This window comes from Streptococcus sp. HMSC066F01 (assembly GCF_001837335.1).
GTDB classification, from domain to species: domain Bacteria; phylum Bacillota; class Bacilli; order Lactobacillales; family Streptococcaceae; genus Streptococcus; species Streptococcus oralis_S.
In genome coordinates this window covers 273,555-296,371 of the sequence record NZ_KV832118.1, presented here as the reverse complement: position 1 = coordinate 296,371, position 22,817 = coordinate 273,555, and the positions used below count along the sequence as shown (strand labels likewise).

At 40.4% G+C, this 22,817-nt stretch carries 25 protein-coding genes, 1 tRNA gene and 2 riboswitches; of the genes, 4 read left to right on the top strand and 22 right to left on the bottom strand.

Translation table 11 applies throughout. The features are described from left to right. Position 1: 1 nt before the first annotated feature. The 9 genes from HMPREF2655_RS05725 to HMPREF2655_RS05685 all read right to left on the bottom strand — a co-directional run bounded on the left by HMPREF2655_RS05725 (position 2) and on the right by HMPREF2655_RS05685 (position 7,742). Positions 2-1,387, bottom strand: coding sequence for an ATP-binding cassette domain-containing protein (locus tag HMPREF2655_RS05725; protein WP_065371675.1), 1,386 nt, complete (start codon positions 1,385-1,387; stop codon positions 2-4). Next, positions 1,388-1,948 carry an ECF transporter S component gene (locus tag HMPREF2655_RS05720; protein WP_065371674.1) on the bottom strand — a complete coding sequence of 187 codons (561 nt, stop codon included), beginning with the start codon at positions 1,946-1,948 and terminating at the stop codon, positions 1,388-1,390. It abuts the gene before it with no gap. 158 nt (positions 1,949-2,106) lie between these two features. After that, positions 2,107-2,195: riboswitch (TPP riboswitch) on the bottom strand. 213 nt (positions 2,196-2,408) lie between these two features. Then, a complete protein-coding gene (gene thiE, locus HMPREF2655_RS05715) occupies positions 2,409-3,038 on the bottom strand; it encodes a thiamine phosphate synthase (protein WP_033605926.1) in 630 nt (209 codons plus the stop codon). Between the two features lies 1 nt (position 3,039). Next, positions 3,040-3,822 (bottom strand): hydroxyethylthiazole kinase, encoded by a 783-nt coding sequence (gene thiM / locus HMPREF2655_RS05710; protein ID WP_033605927.1) that lies wholly within the window; start codon positions 3,820-3,822, stop codon positions 3,040-3,042. A 127-nt stretch (positions 3,823-3,949) separates the two neighbouring features. Next, the gene (locus HMPREF2655_RS05705; RefSeq protein ID WP_033605928.1) at positions 3,950-4,618 is read right to left on the bottom strand and encodes a TenA family protein; all 669 of its coding nucleotides are present in this window, start codon (positions 4,616-4,618) and stop codon (positions 3,950-3,952) included. 215 nt (positions 4,619-4,833) lie between these two features. Next, positions 4,834-4,922, bottom strand: a riboswitch (TPP riboswitch). A 148-nt stretch (positions 4,923-5,070) separates the two neighbouring features. Continuing rightward, positions 5,071-6,207: an L-lactate oxidase gene (lctO, locus tag HMPREF2655_RS05700; protein ID WP_065371673.1), complete on the bottom strand. Its 1,137-nt coding sequence runs from the start codon at positions 6,205-6,207 to the stop codon at positions 5,071-5,073. A 160-nt stretch (positions 6,208-6,367) separates the two neighbouring features. Continuing rightward, positions 6,368-6,673, bottom strand: a complete 306-nt coding sequence (locus tag HMPREF2655_RS10360; protein WP_180364317.1) for a hypothetical protein — start codon at positions 6,671-6,673, stop codon at positions 6,368-6,370. A gap of 20 nt (positions 6,674-6,693) precedes the next feature. After that, the gene (locus tag HMPREF2655_RS05690; RefSeq protein WP_002880183.1) at positions 6,694-7,008 is read right to left on the bottom strand and encodes a hypothetical protein; all 315 of its coding nucleotides are present in this window, start codon (positions 7,006-7,008) and stop codon (positions 6,694-6,696) included. A 173-nt stretch (positions 7,009-7,181) separates the two neighbouring features. Further along, positions 7,182-7,742, bottom strand: coding sequence for a TetR/AcrR family transcriptional regulator (locus HMPREF2655_RS05685; protein WP_033605930.1), 561 nt, complete (start codon positions 7,740-7,742; stop codon positions 7,182-7,184). A gap of 252 nt (positions 7,743-7,994) precedes the next feature. On the opposite strand from HMPREF2655_RS05685, the gene HMPREF2655_RS05680 reads away from it, so the two are divergent. Next, positions 7,995-8,618, top strand: a complete 624-nt coding sequence (locus HMPREF2655_RS05680) for a cysteine hydrolase family protein (protein ID WP_000483067.1) — start codon at positions 7,995-7,997, stop codon at positions 8,616-8,618. A gap of 50 nt (positions 8,619-8,668) precedes the next feature. Here the strand turns inward: HMPREF2655_RS05680 and pyrE are convergent, their stop codons facing one another. The 7 genes from pyrE to typA form a co-directional block, all read right to left on the bottom strand. After that, the gene (gene pyrE, locus HMPREF2655_RS05675; protein WP_000170887.1) at positions 8,669-9,301 is read right to left on the bottom strand and encodes an orotate phosphoribosyltransferase; all 633 of its coding nucleotides are present in this window, start codon (positions 9,299-9,301) and stop codon (positions 8,669-8,671) included. A 39-nt stretch (positions 9,302-9,340) separates the two neighbouring features. Next, complete coding sequence (gene pyrF, locus HMPREF2655_RS05670; RefSeq protein ID WP_070838079.1) at positions 9,341-10,036, bottom strand: orotidine-5'-phosphate decarboxylase; 696 nt, start codon at positions 10,034-10,036, stop codon at positions 9,341-9,343. Between the two features lie 228 nt (positions 10,037-10,264). Next, complete coding sequence (locus tag HMPREF2655_RS05665) at positions 10,265-11,428, bottom strand: cell division protein FtsQ/DivIB (RefSeq protein WP_048753474.1); 1,164 nt, start codon at positions 11,426-11,428, stop codon at positions 10,265-10,267. Between the two features lie 9 nt (positions 11,429-11,437). After that, complete coding sequence (locus HMPREF2655_RS05660; protein ID WP_070838077.1) at positions 11,438-12,496, bottom strand: UDP-N-acetylglucosamine--N-acetylmuramyl-(pentapeptide) pyrophosphoryl-undecaprenol N-acetylglucosamine transferase; 1,059 nt, start codon at positions 12,494-12,496, stop codon at positions 11,438-11,440. 1 nt (position 12,497) lies between these two features. Further along, entirely contained in the window at positions 12,498-13,850 is a 1,353-nt protein-coding gene (gene murD, locus HMPREF2655_RS05655) for a UDP-N-acetylmuramoyl-L-alanine--D-glutamate ligase (protein ID WP_070838074.1), read from the bottom strand. Between the two features lie 117 nt (positions 13,851-13,967). Further along, entirely contained in the window at positions 13,968-14,222 is a 255-nt protein-coding gene (locus tag HMPREF2655_RS05650) for a DUF3165 family protein (protein WP_000639708.1), read from the bottom strand. Between the two features lie 19 nt (positions 14,223-14,241). After that, the gene (typA, locus tag HMPREF2655_RS05645; protein WP_000164119.1) at positions 14,242-16,083 is read right to left on the bottom strand and encodes a translational GTPase TypA; all 1,842 of its coding nucleotides are present in this window, start codon (positions 16,081-16,083) and stop codon (positions 14,242-14,244) included. A 159-nt stretch (positions 16,084-16,242) separates the two neighbouring features. Between typA and HMPREF2655_RS05640 the strand changes: the two genes are divergently transcribed. Next, a complete protein-coding gene (locus HMPREF2655_RS05640; RefSeq protein ID WP_070838072.1) occupies positions 16,243-16,968 on the top strand; it encodes a 16S rRNA pseudouridine(516) synthase in 726 nt (241 codons plus the stop codon). A 40-nt stretch (positions 16,969-17,008) separates the two neighbouring features. On the opposite strand, the gene HMPREF2655_RS05635 is transcribed toward HMPREF2655_RS05640, so the two are convergent. The 3 genes from HMPREF2655_RS05635 to HMPREF2655_RS05625 all read right to left on the bottom strand — a co-directional run bounded on the left by HMPREF2655_RS05635 (position 17,009) and on the right by HMPREF2655_RS05625 (position 17,939). After that, positions 17,009-17,242, bottom strand: coding sequence for a hypothetical protein (locus HMPREF2655_RS05635; RefSeq protein WP_001088138.1), 234 nt, complete (start codon positions 17,240-17,242; stop codon positions 17,009-17,011). A gap of 86 nt (positions 17,243-17,328) precedes the next feature. Then, the gene (locus HMPREF2655_RS05630; RefSeq protein ID WP_061417295.1) at positions 17,329-17,709 is read right to left on the bottom strand and encodes a rhodanese-like domain-containing protein; all 381 of its coding nucleotides are present in this window, start codon (positions 17,707-17,709) and stop codon (positions 17,329-17,331) included. After that, positions 17,706-17,939 (bottom strand): YqgQ family protein, encoded by a 234-nt coding sequence (locus HMPREF2655_RS05625; protein ID WP_070838353.1) that lies wholly within the window; start codon positions 17,937-17,939, stop codon positions 17,706-17,708. Before HMPREF2655_RS05625 ends, HMPREF2655_RS05630 begins: the two co-directional genes overlap by 4 nt. 102 nt (positions 17,940-18,041) lie before the next feature. On the opposite strand from HMPREF2655_RS05625, the gene HMPREF2655_RS05620 reads away from it, so the two are divergent. Beyond that, positions 18,042-18,950, top strand: a complete 909-nt coding sequence (locus HMPREF2655_RS05620) for a LysR family transcriptional regulator (RefSeq protein ID WP_007517612.1) — start codon at positions 18,042-18,044, stop codon at positions 18,948-18,950. Between the two features lie 45 nt (positions 18,951-18,995). Then, positions 18,996-20,795, top strand: a complete 1,800-nt coding sequence (locus HMPREF2655_RS05615; protein ID WP_070838070.1) for an N-acetylmuramoyl-L-alanine amidase — start codon at positions 18,996-18,998, stop codon at positions 20,793-20,795. A 27-nt stretch (positions 20,796-20,822) separates the two neighbouring features. Here the strand turns inward: HMPREF2655_RS05615 and HMPREF2655_RS05610 are convergent, their stop codons facing one another. The 3 genes from HMPREF2655_RS05610 to HMPREF2655_RS05600 all read right to left on the bottom strand — a co-directional run bounded on the left by HMPREF2655_RS05610 (position 20,823) and on the right by HMPREF2655_RS05600 (position 22,602). Then, entirely contained in the window at positions 20,823-21,140 is a 318-nt protein-coding gene (locus HMPREF2655_RS05610) for a LiaF transmembrane domain-containing protein (protein ID WP_070838068.1), read from the bottom strand. Positions 21,141-21,365: 225 nt separating this feature from the next. Next, positions 21,366-22,235 (bottom strand): DUF6287 domain-containing protein, encoded by an 870-nt coding sequence (locus tag HMPREF2655_RS05605; RefSeq protein ID WP_070838066.1) that lies wholly within the window; start codon positions 22,233-22,235, stop codon positions 21,366-21,368. 294 nt (positions 22,236-22,529) lie between these two features. Continuing rightward, positions 22,530-22,602, bottom strand: a tRNA-Thr gene (locus HMPREF2655_RS05600). Between the last annotated feature and the right edge of the window lie 215 nt (positions 22,603-22,817).

The following is a 22,817-nucleotide window of genomic DNA, read 5'->3' as shown; positions in this document are numbered from 1 at the left end:
ACTACCTCACCTCCCCTAGAGTATCATTTTTCAGAGATGGGAGAGGTTTGCTGATGGTCACCTCTTTCACATGACTAAGACCCTGACTAGTCATCTCAATCCAATAATCAACCACAGAGATCAAGGGATCTAAACGATGGCTAATGATCAAAAAACTTCTTCCTTGATTTCTATCCTCCAACATCCACTGACAAAAATAATGGCAGGCTCTATCATCCAAACCAGCAAATGGCTCATCTAGCAAGATCACAGAAGCCTTGCTGGTCAAGATGGACAAAAGCTGAAGTATCTTTTGCTGACCACCACTTAATTGATAGGGACTCCTATCAAGCGCCTGCTCCAGATCAAAATATCCTAAAGCTTGGAGAATCCGCTGATTTCTTTCAGAGTCTGGGCTATCTAGTTGCAGTTCCTCTCTCAGACTGCCTCGGATAAACTGCTTCTCAGCTTCCTGAACAACACCAGTCAGATCGCGATACAAACTTTTTTTCTTTTTTAGAACACAACTCTTCCAAGTAATGCGCCCCTTATACTTTTGAAATTGAAGAATAGACCGAAAGAGGGTTGATTTCCCGACACCATTGTCACCCAAGATACAGGAAATCCCTTGGTAAAATGTGAAATCCGCAATCGAAAAGAGGGGGCGATGATCCAGCTCACAAGTCAAACGGTCCATATGAAATAGTTCTGGGCTAGAAGCAACTTCCTTTGAAGCGACCTGTATCATCTCAGAGGAAGGGATTTGAAACACTTCTCTTAGTTGACCGTCTCTTAGCTCCACCATATGGTCGATATAGGCTTCATAGTCCGTTAAATCATGGTCACACAGGATAACTGTCTTCCCATCAGAGACCAACTCTTTTAGAATCTCCAATATCTCTATCCTACTCTTACGATCAATGGAAGCGAAGGGCTCATCCAAGAGATAGACCCTAGGATTCATAGCAAAGAGAACTGCCAGTGCAGCCTTTTGCTTTTCTCCACCTGATAAGTGATGAATTGGACGGTGCAAGATTGCCTTGCACCGACATTGCTGGACAACCTCTGCTATTTTAGAATCAATTTCCTGAACGGGATGCCCAATATTTTCCAAGGTAAAAATCAGCTCCTCAAACAAGTTCTCCATTGTAAATTGATGATTAGGATTTTGAAAGAGAATACCAACCGTCTGGACACGTTCGATGATAGAAAGCTGACTGACCTCGCTCCCATTTATCAGGACTTGACCGCTATAGGGAAGAGAACTGACTTGGGCAATCAATTGAAAGAGGCTTGATTTTCCAGAACCACTGCTCCCAACTAACAAGGTAAAGGCTTGCCCATGAAAGGTAAAATCAATCGGTTCTGAAAAAATTGGGGACTGAATCTCCCGTAATTCCAGCCCCATCTATGCTTTTCCTCCAGTTGCAAACTGATGATAGAGTTTGACAATGGCACGAACCAAGATAGTACAGAAGAAAAAGACGGAAATAAAACGTACCACTAGCAAGGAAAGGACAAAAGGAAGGGAGAAGGCATAGTAACCTAACTTAATGTATTCATAGACAAAGCTAAAAAGGGTAATCCCAATACTATTGGCAGTTAGAGAGAGCCAACTTTCATAGCGATTCTTGGTTACGATAAAACCAAGTTCACTTCCCAAACCTTGAACCAAGCCAGACAAAAGGGCACCTAGACCAAATTGGCTACCATAAAGAACTTCAGCAAGCGCAGCTAGCCCTTCTCCAATCGTTGCGCTTCCCACTCTTGGAACAAAGATGGCAGCAATGGGTGCAGCCATACACCAGAGACCAAAGAGGATTTCATTGGCAAAGGCCTGTAAACCAAGAGGTGCTAAAATCAGGGTGAGGATATCAAACAGATAGCCTGAACCCACAAAAACGCCACCAAAAAAGATAGACAAGAAAGCAAGTAAAATAACCTCTTTTAACTGCCATTTTTTCAACATAAAAAACTCCTTTTTTAAAGAAAAGTGGGGTATTCAAGGTGAGCTACCGAAAGGCTTAACGTCCAGCCTATCCTCTTTTGATAAACAAAAAAACTCCAATTACAAACGAGAATTAGAGTTTACCTTACAAGATTAGACAGTTCTTTTCGACATACGAAAAAAACCTTTTCACATTTCCCTTCGACAGTACTAACTGTATCAGGTTCAATGGGTATCATCTCAGCCTAAAGCACCCCAAATGTCTTTATTATTTAATTATATAATTATTTTAACAGACGATTTATTCTAGTTCAAGGAATTGAACTGGAAATACAGCCTTGTACTCAAAAAGACAGCAGATCTTTCTTTTGCAAAAAATAAATGACTTATTTGATGGATTAGCTATTTGAACTGAATCTGGACATATCTTTTTAGAAAAAAGAAAATCCTACTCCCTCAGAATCCAAGGAAAAATTGATGCCTATTGTTCACTCATTTCCCGAACAGTTTTTTCTATATTTTTTGCATACGATATTGCTGAAATGATTGAAACGCCGTCAACATTGGTCTTCATAATATCTTTAATATGTTGCGTCTGTATCCCACCAATTGCAACTAAGGGAATTTGTGGCAATAGTTTTCTCATCAATTTAAGACCTTCATAACCTATAGCACCACCAGCATCATCTTTTGACTGGGTATCAAATACAGGACCAACACCAACATAATCTACATATTCAACTTTTGATTGTTGAAATTCTTCCTCGTTTTTTATAGAAAGACCAATTATTTTATCTGGCATCAATTTTCTAATTTCATCAACACCAAGATCATCCTGTCCTACATGTACACCATCAGCATCAATTTCCATTGCCAAATCAATATCATCATTAACAATAAACGGAACATTGTATTTTTTACAAAGATCCTGTAGTTTAATTGCTAATTCGACTTTTTCTTTACCTTCTAAGGCTCCCTCACCTTTTTCACGGAATTGAAATAAGGTTATACCACCTTTTAAGGCTTCCTCAACGACTCTATATATATCTTTTCCTTGGCAAGTAGTCGTTCCACAAATAAAATATAGTTTTAGTAATTCTTTATGAAACATCTTACTTCACTCTTTTGAATTCCTTTACATCTTCGTCTGTAATCTCGTATAAGGCATTTATAAATTCAACTTTAAATGTTCCAGGAAGATGCCCATTTGGACGTTTTTCTGCCATTTCTCCAGCGATATTGTAAACCAACATTGCTGTTTCTAATGATTTCAATTCTTGACCTTTTTCAAGTCCGATAAAGCTTGCTACTACAGCACCTAATAAGCATCCTGTCCCAATAACTTTTGGCATCATGGCACTACCATTATGAATCGTTACAACTTCTCCATTAACCGCAATGGCATCCACTTCACCTGTTACTACTATTGGAATATTGAACTTTTTATTTGCTGCTAGAGCAATTTCATCAATATTATCTACGCCTGCACTATCTACTCCTTTAGATGCCACATTTATTCCTACTAAAGAGGCAATCTCGCCAGCATTTCCCCTAATCGCTGCCAGTTTGTAATTATTGATTAGATCATCTGCTACTTTTTTTCTATATTCTCCTGCTCCACAGGCTACAGGATCTAAAACTGCAGGAACATTATATTTTTCAGCAATTTTTAGTGCCTCTTGGTACAGCTTCCAATTATTATCCGTTAAAGTCCCAATGTTAATCAATAATCCTCCAGCATATTTTAATAGATCTTCTAAGTCTGCTGGGTACTCGCTCATAGCTGGTGAGGCACCCAGTGCTACTAATCCATTTGCTGTAAAGTTTTTTACAACATCATTGGTGATACAGATTACTAATGGTGCTTTTTCTTTTAATAATTTTAAACTTGTCATATTGAAATCCTTCCTTTTCACTTTATACGATCTACTGATTTCGATTTATCTCTATCTTTCGTTAAGAAATTTTTCAGTTACATTGAATGATTTACCTCATCAAATTTGTCAGTATCCTGAACTTTCCCTAAGCATCATAACCAATATCAAAAAAGGCTAATTCTAAAGCGACTGCTTGGTTCCAGCGTTGCTTAAGTTCTGTCAAATCTTCTCGACCTTTTCCGACACGATTGAGTTCGTCAACCAGAAATTGAACCCACTCTGCAAAGAAAGGACCTCTGTGGAGATTAATCCATTCCGAATGAATATAGGCTTCAGGTAGAGCCAAATCTTTAGAACCCCAGTCTAAATAGAGACCTTCTGCAATGACCAGCATGACTAAAAGATGGGCATAGTCTGATGATGATACAGCAGAATACATAAGCTCCTGAAAGGCTTTTGTTACAGGATGCAAGGTCACTTCCAGATAGTCATTCTCAGATACTTTTAAATCTTTGAAAGCTTTTTGGAAATAACCGTCTTCATCTGCTTCAAGAAAGCCTAGTTGCTTGGCAAAACGAAGCTTGGATTCAAGCTGGTCTGCGTGGGCTACGCAAGCACCCAGCATGGATAAGAAGGCATCAAAGAAGTGATAATCTTGAATTAGGTAGTCTTTTAAGACCTTATTCTCAATTGTCCCCGCAAAAAGTTCCTTAACAAAACGATGATTGATTGCAGCCTGCCAATCCTTCTGACTGCTTTTTAATAATTCTCCAACAGTCAAACCTGGCTGAAATGCATAGTCTTGTCTTTCCATATTTACTTTTCCTCTCTTTACTCGTTCGTAATCAACAAAACATCAAGAAAATCCTAGTTTTACTTGACCTTTTTAAAGAAAATCAAGGGCGTTCAAGAAAAGCTACCTAAATGCTTTGTATCACCTTCATCCAGTTTATATAAACAAAAAAACTCCAATTACAATCAAGAATTAGAGTTTAGCTTACAAGATTAGATCGTTCATTTCGCCATACGAAAAAACGTTTCACATTTCCCTTCGCCAGTCTTAACTGTATCAGGTTCAATGGGTATCATCTCAGCCTAAAGCACCCCAAATGTCTTTATTATTTAATTACTGCACCAGTATAGCAAAAAATGAAAGCCCTAGCAAGATATTTGACTGAAAAATATATTTATATAGATTTCAATGGTGATTTATTCTTCCTATAGACGAAGAAAAACCTCCACATCAAGTGGAGGCAAGCTATTTTATCAATACAATTTTAAGTCACGAGGGTCAACTGGGAAGGTTGGATTGTATGGGTTGTGACGGAGTTTGAAGTGTTTGACATCTTCAATAGTCTGAGTTCCAGATAACTGCATAACTGTCTTCAATTCTGCATTCAAGTGTTCAAAGACTTGACGCACACCAACACTACCGCCGAGAGCCAAGCCATAGATAACCGGGCGGCCAATAGCTATCAAGTCTGCTCCTGAAGCCAAGGCTTTAAAGACGTGTTGGCCACGACGAATACCAGAGTCAAAGACAATTGGTACGCGTTTGTCAACTGCTTCTGCTACTTCTTGAAGTGAGTCAAAGGCAGCTGGCCCACCGTCGATTTGACGGCCACCATGGTTGGTTACCCAGATACCAGAAGCTCCAGCAGCAAGCGAACGTTCAACGTCCTCACGGCATTGTGGCCCCTTGACATAAACAGGAAGTCCTGAGTATTCAGCGATAAATTCTACATCTCGTGGAGATAGGCGCTGTTTAGCTGATTTGTAAACAAAGTCCATTGATTTACCAGCACCTTCTGGCAGGTATTCTTCAACAATCGGCATGCCAACTGGGAAGACAAAACCATTACGCTTATCGACCTCACGATTGCCCCCTACCGTAGCATCAGCCGTCAAGACAATCGCTTTATAACCTTCAGCCTTCACACGGTCCATGATGTGGCGATTGATACCATCATCTTTACTAAAGTAAAACTGGAACCAATGAGGTGTCCCTTGAAGGGCTTCCGTAATTTCTGGAAGGTCGACAGTAGAGTAAGAGCTGGTTGTATAGAGAGAACCAAACTCATGCACACCACGCGCAGTCGCCACTTCACCCTGTTCATTTGCCAATTTATGAGCCGCAACAGGCGCCATAATGATTGGTGAAGACAATTTTTCGCCTGCAAATTCAATCTCTGTACTTGGATTTTCTACATTGCAAAGTGTATGAGGAACGATGAGTTTGTGGTTAAAGGCACGAATATTCTCACGCAAAGTGAAAGTATCCTCCGCCCCACTAGCGATATAGCCAAATGCTGCTTTAGGAATAACTTGTTGCGCCATTGGCTCCAAATCATAGGTATTGATGAAATCTACATGACCTTCTGCATTGCTTGTTTTGTATGACATAAAATGTCCTCCTTGATAAGTAAGCGTTTACTTTGTATATTACAAAAAATATTCTAACTCTTTTTTCAAAATTTTTCAAATATTTTGTTTGGAAATTTCATGCTTTCAATCATTTTACAGAGATAATTAAAAATGATGAACTTTCTTAAGTTATGGAAATTCAAATAATCTTTTCATTTTCTAATACTTTATCATCAAATTGTTCAGCTAGTATAGTTGCTGAGTGATAAAGTTCCTTTGCTTTATTTTTATCATTTTCAAAATAAAGATAGCACTTAGCTTCAAATACTGAAATTCCAGATTTATAGACTTGCAACATTGTTACTGATAAAATTTCATTCATCTTTTTTACTAGAGATATCATATGCTTATAGTCACTATGAACAACATAAACACCCGCTATGGCACAAAGAACTGATAGTAGCTCTACATTATACATTCCATCACTAACTAATTGCTGTTTCAACAACTTAATCCGAAAATCATCTAATGCTCTCTTCTATAAATCAAGTCTTGACATTGCATAGCAAAATAATCAATTAATAGTAAATCATTGAATGTGTAAACTTGCTTTAGTGTTACTTGCTTAAAATAATCATCAAAAATATCTTCAGCGAAACTACCTGTCCCTGTCCTTATCAAGTCTAATATTCTTTCAATCAAGTCTAGACTCAGCAACTCTTCCTCAGGAAGAGCTAGTTCTTTATTTTCAAGAAAAGTATCTATCGGAACTTCTAATCGCTTAGATAAATATTGTAACTTAGTAATTGTTGGCAAGGATTGCCCAAGCTCAGTACGCATCAGCTGTTTGATTATTAAGTCAGCTTCTGTCCACAGACCTCTTCTCTCGTCAATTTGTGACGTTCATGTTCCTGTCTTACTCTATGACCAATTTCAGTTTTAATATCTGTTGTCATTCTTACCTCTTAACCACAATCCATAAATTAACATACTTTTAATTCTTCGGCTAAAAATTAACAATAATTCTTTTTCAAATCCGTCATATTATTTTCCAAAACTTGGATGTCTTGGCTGACTTTGAGAATGACAATGCTGCCTTGAATACTGGAGATGACTTGACGGGCCTGCAACTGCGCCCGCTCTTCTGACCAGTCAGCATGCAGGTCTTGCAAGAGGCTGGCTAACTTCTCTGTCCACTGGGTCATAAAATCATTGAGAGGAAAGCGGAAGTTCTCATCTTCTGTGGACAATTCCACAATCAGATTACCAATTGGGCAACCATAAAAGACCGTCTGACTTTCATGAAATTGACAAACCCAGTCAATCATATCCGAAAACTTGTCACTGTCAGACTTGTCTGCTTCAAAAATATCTTCAAAAAGCTCTTTTCGCCAATTTGCTAAAATATCTTGAATGACCGTCAAACCAATTTCCTTCTTAGATTTGAAATAATAATAAAGCTGCCCCTTGCCAACATCAGCTGCCTCCATGATGTCACTGATGGAGGTGGCCACATAACCCTTCTGATAAATCAATTTCTCAGCACTTTGTAAAATACGCTCTTTAACACTCATCTGCTCACCTCTCTTTTTCCTATTATAGCAGATTCAGAGCCTGAAACCAAACAATTGAAACCACCTCCTTTTGCCACTGTTTTATCATTAAAATTTTTGTTCTGAGCAAATTAATTTACAAATTCAATTTTAGATGTTATTATAATTGTACCGAACGGTCAGTATGTAACTAAAACTACCATTTGGAAAATCATCAAACTAACAGTCTAAATTCCTATTGGCTGTTAATCAAATCATATTAGGAGGAACCTCATGTTCAATCAGAAAAATGTCGCATTTGTTATCACAGACCCGCAAGTTGAATTCTTAAAATCTACTGGTAAAGGATTCGGAGCAACTAAAGATGTTCTTGAAAAAGTTAATACTATTGAAAATCTGACAAAGCTTTTCGCTCTTGCTAAAGAGCGTGGCTACAAGCGTTTTATCTCACCGCACTACTTCTATCCACACGATCACAAGTGGCAATTTAAAGCTGCTGGTGAAACGATGATGATTGAAAACGAAATGTTTTGGCGTGATAGCCAGTATTCAGCAATTCCAGAAGGCTCTGGAGCAGATATGATTGAAGAGATTAAACCATTTTTGGATGAAGATACTATTGTTGTCAACGGACATAAAATCTTTGGCCCAGAAAGCAACGACCTTAACCTTCAACTCCGCAAAAATGGTATCGACACCGTCATCTTGGCTGGTATGAATGCTAATCTCTGCGTGGATTCACACATGCGTGAACTCATAGAATTAGGCTACAATGTCATTGTTGTTAACGATGCTGTCGGTGCTCCAGGTGAAGAAGCCTACCAAGCTGCACTAACAAACTACGGCTACATTGCCAACCAAGTTTTGACAACTGAGGAAGTTATCGCTCAACTTTAGTATTAAAAACAAAATCAGGTAATCCTAGTGACTACCTGATTTTCTATGTTTTAGGCGTTTTGCCAATTTTCTTGGTCTTCTTTAAAGCGTTTTAGGAGGTCGAGTCCTTCTGGCGTAATGTAACCTTCTTCTTGGGCTAGGTGGATGAGTTCGCTGTAGTTAGAAAGTGTCACCAATTTCACATCAGCATCCGCAAAATTCTTATCGGCTTTTGGCAATTGATAACTGAAAATCGCTACAACTCCAAGCACATCTGCTCCTTCGCGTTTAGCAGCTGCTACGGCCTCAAGAACAGACCCTCCAGTTGAAATGAGGTCTTCAACAACAACCATCTTTTGCCCCTGAGCCACACGACCTTCGATTTGGTTACCAGCTCCGTGGTCTTTTGGTTTGCTACGGATGTAGGCAAAAGGCAAGTTCATCTTGTCAGCGATGATAGCTCCGTGTGGAATCCCTGCTGTCGCTGTTCCTGCAATCACTTCTACTTCTGGAAATTCTGCTTTAATAGCTTCCACAAAACCATTTTCAATCAAGCTACGAGTTTCTGGATAGGCAAGCGTCACACGGTTGTCCGTATAAATCGGCGATTTGATACCAGATGCCCAAGTGAAAGGCTCCTCTGGTTTGAGGTAAACGGCTTGAATCTTCAAGAGGTGGCTAGCGATATCTTTAGCAAGTGTCATAGTCTTCTCCTTTTGTTTTTATAATCTATTTCTTTAATTTTAGTCTTGGTTCCATTCATCCTTGATAGCATGATAAGCTGCAACAGGATCCTCAGCTTGGGTAATGGGACGTCCCACTACGATATAGTCACTACCGATTTGATAAGCATCCGCTGGCGTCATGACACGTTTTTGGTCTCCAACCGCAGCTCCCGCTGGACGGATTCCCGGTGTCAAACAGATAAAATCTGAATTGGTGGCCTGCTTGATGAGTTGCACTTCCTGAGCTGAGCAAACGACACCATCCAAGCCCGCTTCATCTGTCTTCTTGGCATAGTGAATGACCGATTCTTGAAGACTGGTTTGGATATTTTGAAAGTCTCTCATTTGTTCTTCAGAAGTTGAAGTCAATTGAGTGACAGCAATCAATTTTGCTTCTTTTCCAAGACCTTCACGCGCAGCCTTCATCATCTCCACACCACCAGCAGCATGAACATTGGTCATGTCCACACCAAGCTGAGATAAGACCTTCATAGCAGATTTGACTGTATTGGGAATATCATGTAGCTTGAGGTCCAAAAAGACACTATGCCCTAGTGACTTCAAATAACGGACAACTTCTGGACCTTCCACATAATAAAGCTCCATTCCCACTTTTAAATAAAGACTTTCTTCTGCTGGGAAAAGAGATAAAAATTCCTTGACTGCCTCAAAACTAGGAAAATCAAGAGCAATAACTGGACGATGTTCACGCATACCTTTCTCCTTTTACCTTTGTAAGCTAGAGAGCATGAAAAAAGGAACCTGCCAACAGCAAGGTTCCACGAAAAATGGGTAGTCTCCACCCTTTCACCGTCTAACCTTAGCTGCCTCTCTGGACTGCTTTAAAGGTTTTTTTCTATTCTATTATTTATAGTAGGACTTGTCAAGCAAAAACTCGAAACTAGACTTCTATACCATTCAAAATCAAGAGGAAAAGTTAGTCTAACGACTCTGTGATTGCTGGCTCGTTTGGCTTTGATTTCCCTGTTCTTCTTGTTTTTTCTTTTCTTCTTCCTGTTTTTTCTTCTCAGCTTCCTTGGCCTCTTGTTTGGCTTTTTCCTCAGCCTCTTCTATCAATTTATCCGCTATCGTATAGCTGTATACTCCAGCTTCCATATCGACTACACTCGGTTCTGACAATTGTGGCTTGATTTTGCTGTAATAAGGCAATTTCTTGCTCAATTCTGATAGGGGAACCAAAATCTCATCTGTATCCAGCATGGTAATTTTTAAAAGATCTGCTGTTGCCTTGCTCGGCGCTAATTCGATTTTCTGGATTTGACTCTTGATATCCTCACTGATAGTAGACAATCCCGTTATAAGTTCTTTCACCTGCTGCTCATCATTAAAGGTAACTGTCAGATAAGTCTCAGGCAAGTTTAAGCGATCAACAGGAGTTGACTCTACTGTACCACTAGACAGAATAGGATAATGTTCTTCACCAGACACATAATAACCGACAATATCGAATTCCTTGACCTCGATCGTAAAGTTAGTCGGAAATTGATAGTCAATCTTCGCTGATTCTATCCAATGATTGGACTTGATTCGCTCAGCGTATGTTTCCTTATCCAACAATAGAGCTAAAGTATAGTCGCTATCTTGAATCCCAGAAGCCTGTTTGATGTCATCCGCCTGCGTGTTACTATTTCCCTTAACCTCGATATTTTTGATGGTCGAAAGTGGAGTCAATAGATAGACTGAAAGAAGAAGGACCAGGACACTGGGTACCAAGATACTCACAGCTCGCCAAATATGAACAGGAGCAATTTTAGGCTTGGCAGGTTTTTCTGGTTTCTCTGGTTTTTCTTTTTTCTTCTTCTCTTTTTCCTCTTTGACTTTCCGGTCATCCTTTTGAGATTTTTCTTCTTTTTCGGATGGTTCCTTGCTTGGACTTGAGGCTTCCTCATCTAACTCACTCGATGATTTCTTGGATTCCTCCAATAGTTTCGAGTTGGCTTCCTTACGAGCTTGTTTTTCCTTTTCCTTCTCTTCAGCTAGGGCAGCTTCTTCCTCAGCCTTCTTCTTCAGGTATTCCTGGTTTCGTTTCTGCCATTCAGACAATTCTTGCTTCTGGTTTGATTCTTTTTTCTTATCCTTTGACATTGATATTCCTTATGCTAGGTCTTTTCTTAGTAGATCATAAAAATCTGCAAGAGATTTCAATTCAGTCGAAGCTTTCATGCTAGCTTGGTATTGGTCCTTGTGACTAAGCAAGTGAGTGAGTTTCGCCTCCAAGCTTTCCAAGGTCAAGTCACTTTCTTGAAGTTCTTCTGCGTAGCCTTTCTTAACAAAGTAAGCCGCATTTTCAATCTGATCTCCTCGACTTGCTTCACGACCCAATGGTACGATGAGATGGAGTTTCGCCATGGCCAAGAGCTCGAAAATCGTATTGGCACCGCCACGCGTCACCACCACATCTGCCATCTCCATCAAGGGTTGATAGAGATCCGTCACATAGTCAACACGAAAGAGATTTTGATTCAACTCATTGAGGCTTGAATCTCCAGTGAGATTGATAATATTGTAGCGTTCGGTCAGTTCTTGCTTATGATCTGTCACCAATTGGTTAAAGACACGAGCTCCTGCAGAACCACCAACAAACAATACCGTTGGCAATTTAGGATCAAAGTGGGTTTGGATATCCACCAATTCATCTGGTTCAGGAGTCTTTTGGTCTGAAACCTTGGTCACTGCCCCCACATGTTCAACCTTAGACAAACTTGAAGCTTGCTCAAATGTTGAATACATCTTGGTCGCAAATTTATAGGCAATTTTATTGGCCAAGCCCATGGACAGGTCCGATTCGTGGATAAAGACAGGCACTCCTGACACACGCGCTGCGATAACGGGCGGTACAGAGACAAACCCCCCCTTTGAAAAAAGAGCCTGTGGACGCAGTCGTAACATGATAAAGAGCGATTGGACAATTCCCCAACCAACTTTGAAGACGTCCAGCATATTTTGCCAAGAGAAATAGCGACGCAACTTCCCAGTCGCAATGGAGTGGAAGGTCACATTCAAGCCTGACTTGAGGATTTCTTGGTGTTCAATTCCGTGTTTATCCCCGATATAGTGAACTTCCCAGCCATCTTCGATGAACTTAGGCATTAACAAAAGGTTGAGGGTGACATGTCCAACCGTCCCCCCACCTGTAAAGACAATTTTTTTCATATTATTCCTTTAACTCCGCTACTGTGTTGATAAAGAGGTCGCCACGTACTTCAAAGTTAGCATACATATCCCAGCTAGCATTGGCAGGACTGAGGAGAACCACATCTCCTTGAGTCGCGAGCTCATAAGCCTTGCGGGTCGCATCAGCAATATCTGTCGCATCTACATAAGCCACACCAGCCTTATCCGCTGCCCGTTTGACACGTTCTGCAGACTGACCGAGGATGACCATCTTCTTGAGCCCAGTAATATCTGGCACCAATTCGTCAAACTCATTGCCACGATCCAAACCACCTGCAATCAAAATGACCTTGCTATTGTCAAATCCTGACAAGGCTTTTTGAGTAGCCAAGATATTGGTTGACTTACTATCGTTATAGAACTTGACACCCTGAATTTCATCCACAAATTGGAGACGGTGTTTGACACCACCAAAGGATGAAAGAGTTTCCTTGATGGTTTGGTTATCCACACCACGGAGCTTGGCTACAGCAATAGTCGCAAGGGCATTTTCTACATTGTGGCTACCTGGAACACCGATTTCACTAGCTGCCATGACCACTTCGCCACGGAAATAGAGTTGACCATCTGCAAGATAGGCTCCATCAACCTTTTTAAGTGTTGAAAATGGAACAACAGTGGCTTGTGTTTTAGTAGCCAATTCTTTTGCCAAGTCTTGGTTAAAGTTCAATACAAGGAAATCATCCGCTGTCATCTTGTTCTGGATATTCCACTTAGCTGCCACATACTCTTCAAAAGAACCATGATAGTCGATATGAGTTGGCATGAGGTTGGTAATAACCGCAATCTCAGGATGGAATTCTTGGACACCCATCAGTTGGAAAGAAGAAAGTTCCATGACGAGCGTGTCCTTGGCTGTTGCAGTTTGAGCCACTTGACTAGCAGGATAGCCGATGTTCCCTGACAAGAGACCGCGTTGACCAGCAGCAGTCAAAACTTCCCCAATCATCGTCGTTGTAGTGGTTTTCCCATTTGAACCAGTGATACCGATAATTGGTGCTTCCGAAATCAAATAAGCCAATTCCACCTCAGTCAAGACTGGAATCCCCTTTGCCAATGCCTTTTCAATCATGGGATTGCTATACGGGATACCTGGATTTTTCACCATCAGAGCGAAATCTTCATCCAAGAGCTCCAAAGGATGCCCACCAGTGACAACCTTGATTCCATCTTCCAGTAGGCTTTGTGCAGCTGGATTTTCCTCAAAAGGCTTGCCGTCATTTACTGTCACAATAGCTCCTAGCTTGTCCAACAAACGGGCCGCAGACTCACCAGACTTAGCCAAACCTAAAACAAGAACTTTCTTATTTTTAAATTGATCGATTACTTTCATGTCTCAAACTCCATTTCTACTCCTACTATTTTACCATTTTTATGGAAATAATACTAAACGAAAATGCTCTAGCCTTCATTCTAGCATAGAAAAAGAGAGCCATAGCTCTCTTTCTATTTATCTTCTTCTGCTCTTTTTTACAGACATGAGCGTAATGTCTCTCAAGCTAAAGTAGGCTAGGGCCAGCATGGCGATTGTGACAAAGAATTCTGTCGGTAATTGGAAGATTTGCAAGATGGACAACATCAGCAAAATCAAGAGTGCAACAACTACAAAGACCAAGATAACGATGTTGACTGTTCCTTTAATACTTTGAGGTGTCGCAAATACATAGAGTAGTAATAAGAGTATCCCTATGATTAAATAGATCATCTTTATCTCTTTCTAGCTCTTATTCAGCTGATTTTTTCTTCTTGTTGGCTTTCTCACGCTCTGCCTTGTTAAGGATTTGTTTACGCAAACGGATAGACTCAGGCGTTACTTCCATGTACTCATCGTCATTCAAGAACTCAAGAGACTCTTCAAGTGTCAAGATACGTGGTGTCTTGATAACAGCTGTTTGGTCCTTGGTTGCAGAACGAACGTTGGTCATTTGTTTGGCCTTAGTGATGTTAACTGTCAAGTCGTTCTCACGAGAGTTTTCACCGATGATCATTCCTTCGTAAACCTCAGTACCTGGGTTGACAAAGATGGTTCCACGTTCTTCGATAGACATGATTGAATAGGTTGTTGCCTTACCAGCATCGATGGAAACAAGGGCACCACGATGACGTCCCCCAATTTCACCTGGAATCAATGGCAAGTATTGGTCAAAGGTATGGTTCATGATACCGTAACCACGAGTCATTGACAAGAACTCAGTTGAGTATCCAATCAAACCACGCGCTGGAACAAGGAAGACCAAACGAGTTTGACCATTACCGGTTGAAATCATATCCAACATTTCACCCTTACGTTCAGAAAGGCTTTGGATAACAGAACCTTGGTATTCTTCTGGAGTATCGATTTGAACACGTTCAAATGGCTCACATTTAACACCGTCGATTTCTTTTACGATAACTTCTGGACGAGATACTTGAAGCTCATAACCCTCACGACGCATGGTTTCGATCAGGATTGACAAGTGCAATTCTCCACGTCCTGAAACAGTCCATTTATCTGGTGAGTCCGTTGGGTCAACACGAAGGGAAACGTCTGTTTGCAATTCTGCTTGCAAGCGTTCTTCCACCTTACGAGAAGTCACCCATTTACCTTCTTTACCAGCAAATGGTGAGTTGTTGACCAAGAAGGTCATTTGAAGAGTTGGCTCATCGATGTGTAGGATTGGAAGAGGCTCAACTGCATCTGTCGGTGTAATCGTCTCACCAACAAAGATATCTTCCATACCTGAAACGGCAATCAAGTCACCTGCTTTTGCTTCTTGGATTTCACGACGTTCCAAACCAAAGAAACCAAAGAGTTTTGTAACACGGAAGTTCTTCGTTGTACCATCTAGTTTAGAAAGGGTAACTTGGTCCCCAACTTTCACACTACCACGGAAGACACGACCGATACCGATACGACCTACGAAGTCATTGTAGTCCAAAAGTGACACTTGGAACTGCAAAGGCTCATCTGAGTTGTCTACTGGAGCTGGGATATGATCGATAATGGTGTCAAAGATTGGCGCCATTGTTTTTTCTTGATCAGCTGGATCATCTGACAAGGAAGATGTTCCGTTAATCGCTGAAGCATAAACAACTGGGAAATCAAGCTGGTCATCATCTGCACCAAGCTCGATGAAGAGTTCCAAGACTTCGTCCACTACTTCTGCTGGACGAGCTGAAGGTTTGTCGATTTTGTTGACAACCACGATTGGAACAAGGTCTTGTTCCAAGGCTTTTTTCAATACGAAACGAGTCTGTGGCATGGTTCCTTCGTAGGCATCTACGACCAAGACAACACCGTCAACCATTTTCATGATACGCTCAACTTCTCCACCGAAGTCCGCGTGTCCTGGTGTGTCCATGATATTGATACGAGTTCCATTGTAAGCAACGGCTGTATTCTTAGCAAGGATGGTAATTCCACGCTCTTTTTCGATATCGTTTGAGTCCATAGCACGCTCTGCCAATTCAGTACGTGCATCAAGAGTTTCTGATTGTTTCAATAATTCGTCAACGAGAGTTGTTTTACCGTGGTCAACGTGGGCGATAATCGCAATGTTACGGATATCTTCTCTTAATTTTGTCATGATTTCCTCTAATATTTTAAATTTTTATTTCTAACTGAACAATTATACCACAGTCTCATTCAAAAATCACAGTTCAGCTAAGTGTAAATGTTTTCACTCTACTTTTCTAGTCAAGGCAACTCTTTTCAAAGTCAGAGACTTATGATAAGATAAGCTGGTATGCGTTTAGATAGATTATTAGCCCAAGAAATGATCAGTCGCAAGGCTATGAAACAGGCACTCCTGAAAAAAGAAATCCTAGTAGATGATTGTCCAGCCAACTCCCTCGCTCAAAATGTCGATACTGGATTGCAGAAACTAGTTTTTCAAGGACGACAAATCCAAGGATACAAGCACACCTACCTCATGCTTCATAAACCAGGTAGAGTGGTGACAGCCAGTCAGGATAAGGACCTACCAACCGTCATGGACCTCCTTCCACCTGACATCCAGTCTGACCAGCTCTATGCTGTCGGCAGACTAGACCGTGATACGACGGGACTGCTCCTTTTGACAGACAATGGACCTCTTGGTTTTCAGCTCCTTCATCCCCAGTACCATGTCGATAAATCCTATCAAGTGGTGGTCAACGGACTGCTCACACCAGACCATATCCAGTCATTCAAAGAGGGGATTGTCTTTTTAGATGGGACTACTTGTAAACCTGCTCAGCTCGAAATTCTGTCCCCAAGCCCAACAGAGAGCCGGGCCACCATCACTATCTCTGAGGGCAAATTTCATCAAGTCAAGAAGATGTTTCTATCAGTTGGTGTCAAGGTTACTGCCCTAAAACGAGTCCAGTTCGGCTATTTTACATTAGACCTAGAACTAGCAGAAGGGCAATACCGTCCCTTGAATCCAGAGGAATTGGAAATCATTAAAAACTATTTAGAAAAAAGTGGATAAAAGAAAAAAGCTTTATGTTTAAAGCTTTTTTGTTTTTTGCTTATCTAAAAACTATTGCGATTGCTAGAATCCAGTTAAGAACAGAAACTACAAGTCCTACGATATTGAGAATTTTTTCTGTTTTATAGTCCAGTCCAGATTCTTTTTGGTATGAAAAAGCCAAGACCAATCCTATGATCCCCAAAATCAGACCCACTATTGGCGATAGCAAACCAAGAACGATAGATAAGATACCTAAAATAAGTGAAGGTTTTTTCTTTTGTTGTGAATTCATATTATAAAATCTCCTTAAAATTAATATAAATGATAATACCATAAAATGCAAGCTTTATCTATCATTCGACAGTTTTTAACAGAATGTTAGCTAGTCTTGACCTTCCCGTTCCAAGAATCCAATCCATAAGAAAGGATATAAATTTCAGAGAAACCTTGTTTTTTCAAATAAAGTGCTGCATTGGTCACTCGTTGTCCGCGTTGGTTTTCGTAGAGAAGGACAGGTTTATCCTTTCGAAGAGCTGCAAGGCTTGACTTCAACTGATTTGAAGGAATATTGCGCGCACCAAGAATGTGTTTTCTGTGAAATTCTGCTGGTTCACGGACATCAATCAATTGCCCTTTCCGAATCAAGGCTTCAAATTCTGCATTGTCCACAATCTTAGCCGCACGACGAATACGAAGATAGTTATACCCCATCCATGCTGCCATCGCTAGTACGATTCCCCACAAAATCCAAATTGTCATAAGTTCTTATCTCCATTTTTCTCTAAGTAGTCTAATTCTATCTTGTGCTCTCTACGAAGAACAGCTTCTGCTTCTAGATAGTCTAGCTTGTCCATCAGACCTGCATCATAGATCCGAGAGAGTTCGAGCTTCATCAGTTCAATATCATACAAGCGCTTCCCCATGTAAACAATAATGCCAAACTGTTTGAGAAATTGCTGCACATCATAGAATGTTTTCATAGCTTCCATTTTAGCAAATTCTAGACTTTTTTTCAATACTGGACCGGCTCTTTCCCCCTATTTTCTTCGTCTTCATTGCCCATTTTTCTGCAAGTATGGTACAATAAAAACATGAGAATTCAACAACTACACTATATTATCAAAATTGTCGAAACTGGCTCTATGAATGAGGCGGCCAAGCAACTCTTTATCACCCAACCCAGTCTTTCAAATGCCGTTCGAGACTTGGAAAATGAAATGGGCATTGAAATCTTTATCCGCAATCCCAAGGGCATTACCTTGACCCGTGATGGGATGGAGTTTCTCTCCTACGCTCGTCAAGTTGTCGAGCAAACGCAGCTTCTGGAGGAACGCTATAAAAATCCTGTCGCCCACCGCGAACTCTTCAGCGTTTCCTCTCAGCACTATGCTTTTGTAGTCAATGCCTTTGTCTCCTTGCTAAAGAAAAGTGATATGGAAAAATACGAGCTCTTCCTTCGTGAAACTCGGACTTGGGAGATTATCGATGACGTCAAGAACTTCCGTAGCGAGGTCGGTGTCCTCTTTTTAAACAGCTACAACCGCGATGTTTTAACGAAAATGCTGGATGATAACCACCTCTTAGCCCACCACCTCTTTACCGCTCAACCCCATATCTTTGTCAGCAAGACCAACCCTCTAGCTAAAAAAGACAAGGTCAAACTGGCTGATTTGGAAGACTTTCCGTACCTCAGTTACGACCAGGGGACGCACAACTCCTTCTACTTCTCAGAGGAAATCCTTTCCCAAGAACACCACAAGAAATCCATCGTGGTCAGTGACCGTGCCACCCTCTTTAACCTCTTGATTGGTTTGGATGGTTACACCATTGCAACAGGGATTTTGAACAGCAACCTCAACGGAGATAATATCGTTTCCATTCCGCTGGACATTGACGACCCGATTGAACTGGTCTATATCCAACATGAAAAAACCAGCCTGTCTAAGATGGGCGAACGCTTTATCGAATACTTAGTAGAAGAAGTTCAATTCGATAATTAATAGGAAAAATGAAAAAGGGAAAAAGAAAAAGTTAGGAAATAGAAAGTGAAAAAGATACTACTGACCAGTGCTTTAATCCTTTCAATCGCAGGATTAGCACCCGCATCCGTCTTAGGAGAAGAATACACAACTCAATCCACATCTGCTGTCAAGGAAGCAATTGCCAAAGAAGAAAAGAAAGAATCGAGTGTTGAGGAAAACTCTAAATCAGAAACTCTTCCGAAAGTAGATGTACAAGAAGACAAGCCTAAAAAAGAAGGGTGGTACCAAGAAAATCAAAACTGGCGCTTTTACCAAGATGATAAGCCTGCTTTGAATTGGAAACAAATCCAAGGAAAATGGTACTACTTCGATCAAGATGGAAATCGTCTTCATTCTACTATCTACAAAGGCTATGCCTTTGATCAAGATGGTGTCATGATAGAAAATAGTTGGACCAAATTGGACAACCGATGGTATTATGCTAATTCCTCTGGACGACTAATTCAGAACACCTGGAAAAAAATTAACGGCTCTTGGTACTATTTTGATCAAACTGGAAGCATGCTCAGCAACACCTCCGTTGACGGCTATCTTCTCACAAAAAGCGGAGCTATGGCAGAAAAGGGTTGGACTAAATTAGACCAAATTTGGTACTATGTCGCTCCTTCCGGAAAAATTTTGCAGGACAAATGGGAGAAAATCAACGGTTCTTGGTACTATTTTGACAAAGACGGTGAAATGCTGAGTGCGACAACCTTCAAGGGTTACCTCTTCAACCAGAGTGGAGCTATGGCAGAAAACAACTGGGTCAAAATCAAGGATACTTGGTTCTATGCGAACGGGTCAGGGAGATATGTCCAAGAAAACTGGCAAAAGATTCAGGGTTCCTGGTACTCATTTGACCAGAATGGTGGAATGCTAGCAGACAAATGGAAAGAAAGCTACTACCTTAAAACCAGTGGAGCCATGGCGGAGAATGAGTGGATCTTCGATAAAGCCTACAAGAGCTGGTTCTATCTAAAAGCGGATGGCCGTTATGCAAATCAGGAGTGGATTGGAGCATACTACCTCAAGTCAGGTGGTTACATGGCAAAGAGCGAATGGATTTACGATAACTCTGACAAAGCACGCTACTACCTAGATGATAATGGACATTATGTTTCAGGAACTTACAAGATAGACGGTAAGGAACACTTGTTCCAAAAATACGGCCAATGGATTTCTGAAGTTTCAACTGAAGGTGGATTTACAAAAGGCCTATACAGCAATACCATCTTCCTAGATCCTGGACATGGTGGTCGAGATTCCGGTGCCTTTTACTACAATGTCGCTGAAAAAGATCTCAACATGCAGATTTACCGTAAACTTCGTGCTAAGTTAGAAGAACTAGGCTACAAGGTCCTCACCTCTCGTGATAGTGATATTGACGTTGATTTTGTAACCGAACGTTCTCGTATGGTTAATAAGACCAACTCTGACATCTTTATCAGTATTCACTTCAATGCAACTGGTAGCGCATACTCAAAAGCAAGCGGTATTCAAACCTACTCCTATAGCGATGAACCTGATTACCCAAGCAAGATTAATAAATACTGGCACAATCACCCTGATCGTATGAGTGAAAGCAGACGCCTCGCCGCTGCCATCCACTCCTCTCTTCTAGCAGAAACAGGGGCCAAGGATGCTGGCTTATTGGAGAGCAGCTATGCTGTACTACGCGAAACAGCCAAACCAGCCGTCCTCCTTGAACTTGGTTATATGGATAATTTCACTGAAAGCCAACAAATCAGAGATAGCCGCTACCAAGATAAACTGGTCGCAGGCATTGTAAAAGGGATCCAAAAATACTACGCTGGTCAGTAAAAAAGTCTCGAGAAATCTCGAGACTTTTTATTTGCCTTCTTTTTTATCTTTATCAGGAAAGAGGTAGCCAAGTCCTACACAAGCTAGCACTCCCGCACCAATTACCAAACCACTTGAGATTGGCAAAATATCAAAAATTGCATTTGCAATGATAAAAGCAATAATCAAGCACATCAGACTAGCCTTGTAGTCTTTTTTCAAAAAGTTTTCCAGAGTGAAATAAAGGAACAAGCCAACTGGAAACAGTGACCAGAGGTTGACATCCAAACTTGGCCATCCAACAGATCCGAAATACAATACTAGCGCTGCTGCTACTAAAAATACAAGTCCCAATAATTTTTTCATTTTTTGTCTCCATTTTCTTTTTTATTGACTTGAGTTGTCTGATACTGACCCCTCACGTCCCTTACATGAACCATTATAGCAGAGGAATTTTTCAAGAACAAGCCCTTTTGCCTATCTGGTCAATATCTCTGTCTAAGTGGTTGAGTATTTGTAACAAAAGAAAAAGAAGCCCTAATGGGCTTCTTGATTCTGCCGATTGTAACAGTATTTTTGAACGAATACCATCTAGTTTTTCTTTTCCTTTGGCTCTAGAGAAGATTTGATTGATTCACGGTCTGCTTGTAGTTGAGCTAAGTTCTTTTCTGCTTCCTCAAGTTTACTAGTATCTGGTTTCACACGATAGTAAACATCTTCTGGTTTCATTAACATAGACCCGTAATCTTGACCCGAAAGTAGTCTTTCTTCAGCATGATTGCTTTTATCCGTAATCTTTCCATCATCACCAGGTTGCATAACAACTCCGCTTGGCACAGCTACTACTACAAATCCTCCAGCAACAGAATCTTTCACCCACGCACTGAGAGAAGCTGTCTCAGGGTTACGACTATCTTGACCTTTTGATACCTTTAATCCAACTACAGATTCGTACTTTTGATCATTTGTAAACCAAGTCGCATCTACTTCTCCAGAACTCTTAATAATGTATTCATTGCCAGATTGACTACGCCAAGTGCCTTCTAAACTAGACAAATCATTGTTCTTGATTGCTTCAATATCTAGTTTTGGAACAGCAGTTTCTTTCTTTAGCTTGCTAACAAGTGCTTCTGCTTCAATAATCTTGGTATCCAAATCAGCCAGTTGATTCTTGAGTTTTTGAATTTCCTCTTGTTTATCCTTATCAGTCTCATCTATTTTTCCTTGGTTTGTAGACGATTGACTTGTTGACTCTGTAGTTGAAACGGCAGACGATGCTTGATTTGGCTCTTTCTTTCCAATCAGAAGATATGAGAAAATACTTACCAAGATGAGAGTGACTAAAACAGAGAGTGCTAGGCCAATATAGATTTTTATATTTTTATTCGGAGCCGACTTTGATTCAGACCGCTTAGGTCCATTGATCTCTTCAAATTGTTTTTCCCGTTCTTTCTTATTCATAATTTTCTCCTTTTTGATTGATATTCAGCCAAGCTTACGATACTTCATTCGTTACTATCCACGGATTCTTATAATTTTTAGAAAACCTATGCAAAAAATTCTAGAATGATTAACAGCCTATAGTCCTCTAAAACGGAACGAAAACAAGTGCTTATTAAAATATATTATACCACAAAATATAAATTTTAGTTTTAATTTATAAGCAGGAGTTTCAGACGTTAAATAGAACCTATCTCAAACGTTCCACCTTTCCTATATTTACAAAAAAAGAAGCCCGTTTGGACTTCTTGATTCTGCCGATTGCAGGGATCGAACCTGTGACCTACGCGTTACGAGTGCGTTGCTCTACCAACTGAGCTAAATCGGCGACTACTCTTTTAGTATAGCACTCTGAAAATAGATGTCAAGAGATTTTCATCACCATTAGAAAAAGCCTGTCCTGAGACAAGGCTTTTATATATATCTCTTTAAAATCTCCCATTTTCATAGAAATCTAAATAATATATTTATAAATCAATATTTTCACAAAACTATGTCATCACCTCACTATCTAATCTCAGTACATAAACCATTTTTTCTATA

Bases quoted from the DNA above. Each gene is read 5' to 3' on its own strand.
- HMPREF2655_RS05660 (WP_070838077.1), bottom strand. From the start codon at position 12,496: ATGAAAAAAATTGTCTTTACAGGTGGGGGGACGGTTGGACATGTCACC.
- thiM (WP_033605927.1), bottom strand. From the start codon at position 3,822: ATGACAAGTTTAAAATTATTAAAAGAAAAAGCACCATTAGTAATCTGT.
- HMPREF2655_RS05690 (WP_002880183.1), bottom strand. From the start codon at position 7,008: ATGCGTACTGAGCTTGGGCAATCCTTGCCAACAATTACTAAGTTACAA.
- HMPREF2655_RS05605 (WP_070838066.1), bottom strand. From the start codon at position 22,235: ATGAATAAGAAAGAACGGGAAAAACAATTTGAAGAGATCAATGGACCT.
- HMPREF2655_RS05665 (WP_048753474.1), bottom strand. From the start codon at position 11,428: ATGTCAAAGGATAAGAAAAAAGAATCAAACCAGAAGCAAGAATTGTCT.
- HMPREF2655_RS05725 (WP_065371675.1), bottom strand. From the start codon at position 1,387: ATGGGGCTGGAATTACGGGAGATTCAGTCCCCAATTTTTTCAGAACCG.
- HMPREF2655_RS05640 (WP_070838072.1), top strand. From the start codon at position 16,243: ATGCGTTTAGATAGATTATTAGCCCAAGAAATGATCAGTCGCAAGGCT.
- HMPREF2655_RS05705 (WP_033605928.1), bottom strand. From the start codon at position 4,618: ATGGAAAGACAAGACTATGCATTTCAGCCAGGTTTGACTGTTGGAGAA.
- HMPREF2655_RS05625 (WP_070838353.1), bottom strand. From the start codon at position 17,939: ATGGAAGCTATGAAAACATTCTATGATGTGCAGCAATTTCTCAAACAG.
- HMPREF2655_RS05650 (WP_000639708.1), bottom strand. From the start codon at position 14,222: ATGATCTATTTAATCATAGGGATACTCTTATTACTACTCTATGTATTT.
- typA (WP_000164119.1), bottom strand. From the start codon at position 16,083: ATGACAAAATTAAGAGAAGATATCCGTAACATTGCGATTATCGCCCAC.
- HMPREF2655_RS05680 (WP_000483067.1), top strand. From the start codon at position 7,995: ATGTTCAATCAGAAAAATGTCGCATTTGTTATCACAGACCCGCAAGTT.
- pyrF (WP_070838079.1), bottom strand. From the start codon at position 10,036: ATGCGTGAACATCGTCCAGTTATTGCTCTTGATTTTCCTAGTTTTGAG.
- HMPREF2655_RS05635 (WP_001088138.1), bottom strand. From the start codon at position 17,242: ATGAATTCACAACAAAAGAAAAAACCTTCACTTATTTTAGGTATCTTA.
- HMPREF2655_RS05610 (WP_070838068.1), bottom strand. From the start codon at position 21,140: ATGAAAAAATTATTGGGACTTGTATTTTTAGTAGCAGCAGCGCTAGTA.
- HMPREF2655_RS05720 (WP_065371674.1), bottom strand. From the start codon at position 1,948: ATGTTGAAAAAATGGCAGTTAAAAGAGGTTATTTTACTTGCTTTCTTG.
- HMPREF2655_RS05685 (WP_033605930.1), bottom strand. From the start codon at position 7,742: ATGAGTGTTAAAGAGCGTATTTTACAAAGTGCTGAGAAATTGATTTAT.
- thiE (WP_033605926.1), bottom strand. From the start codon at position 3,038: ATGTTTCATAAAGAATTACTAAAACTATATTTTATTTGTGGAACGACT.
- HMPREF2655_RS05630 (WP_061417295.1), bottom strand. From the start codon at position 17,709: ATGACAATTTGGATTTTGTGGGGAATCGTACTAGCGATGGCAGCATGG.
- pyrE (WP_000170887.1), bottom strand. From the start codon at position 9,301: ATGACACTTGCTAAAGATATCGCTAGCCACCTCTTGAAGATTCAAGCC.
- lctO (WP_065371673.1), bottom strand. From the start codon at position 6,207: ATGTCATACAAAACAAGCAATGCAGAAGGTCATGTAGATTTCATCAAT.
- HMPREF2655_RS05620 (WP_007517612.1), top strand. From the start codon at position 18,042: ATGAGAATTCAACAACTACACTATATTATCAAAATTGTCGAAACTGGC.
- murD (WP_070838074.1), bottom strand. From the start codon at position 13,850: ATGAAAGTAATCGATCAATTTAAAAATAAGAAAGTTCTTGTTTTAGGT.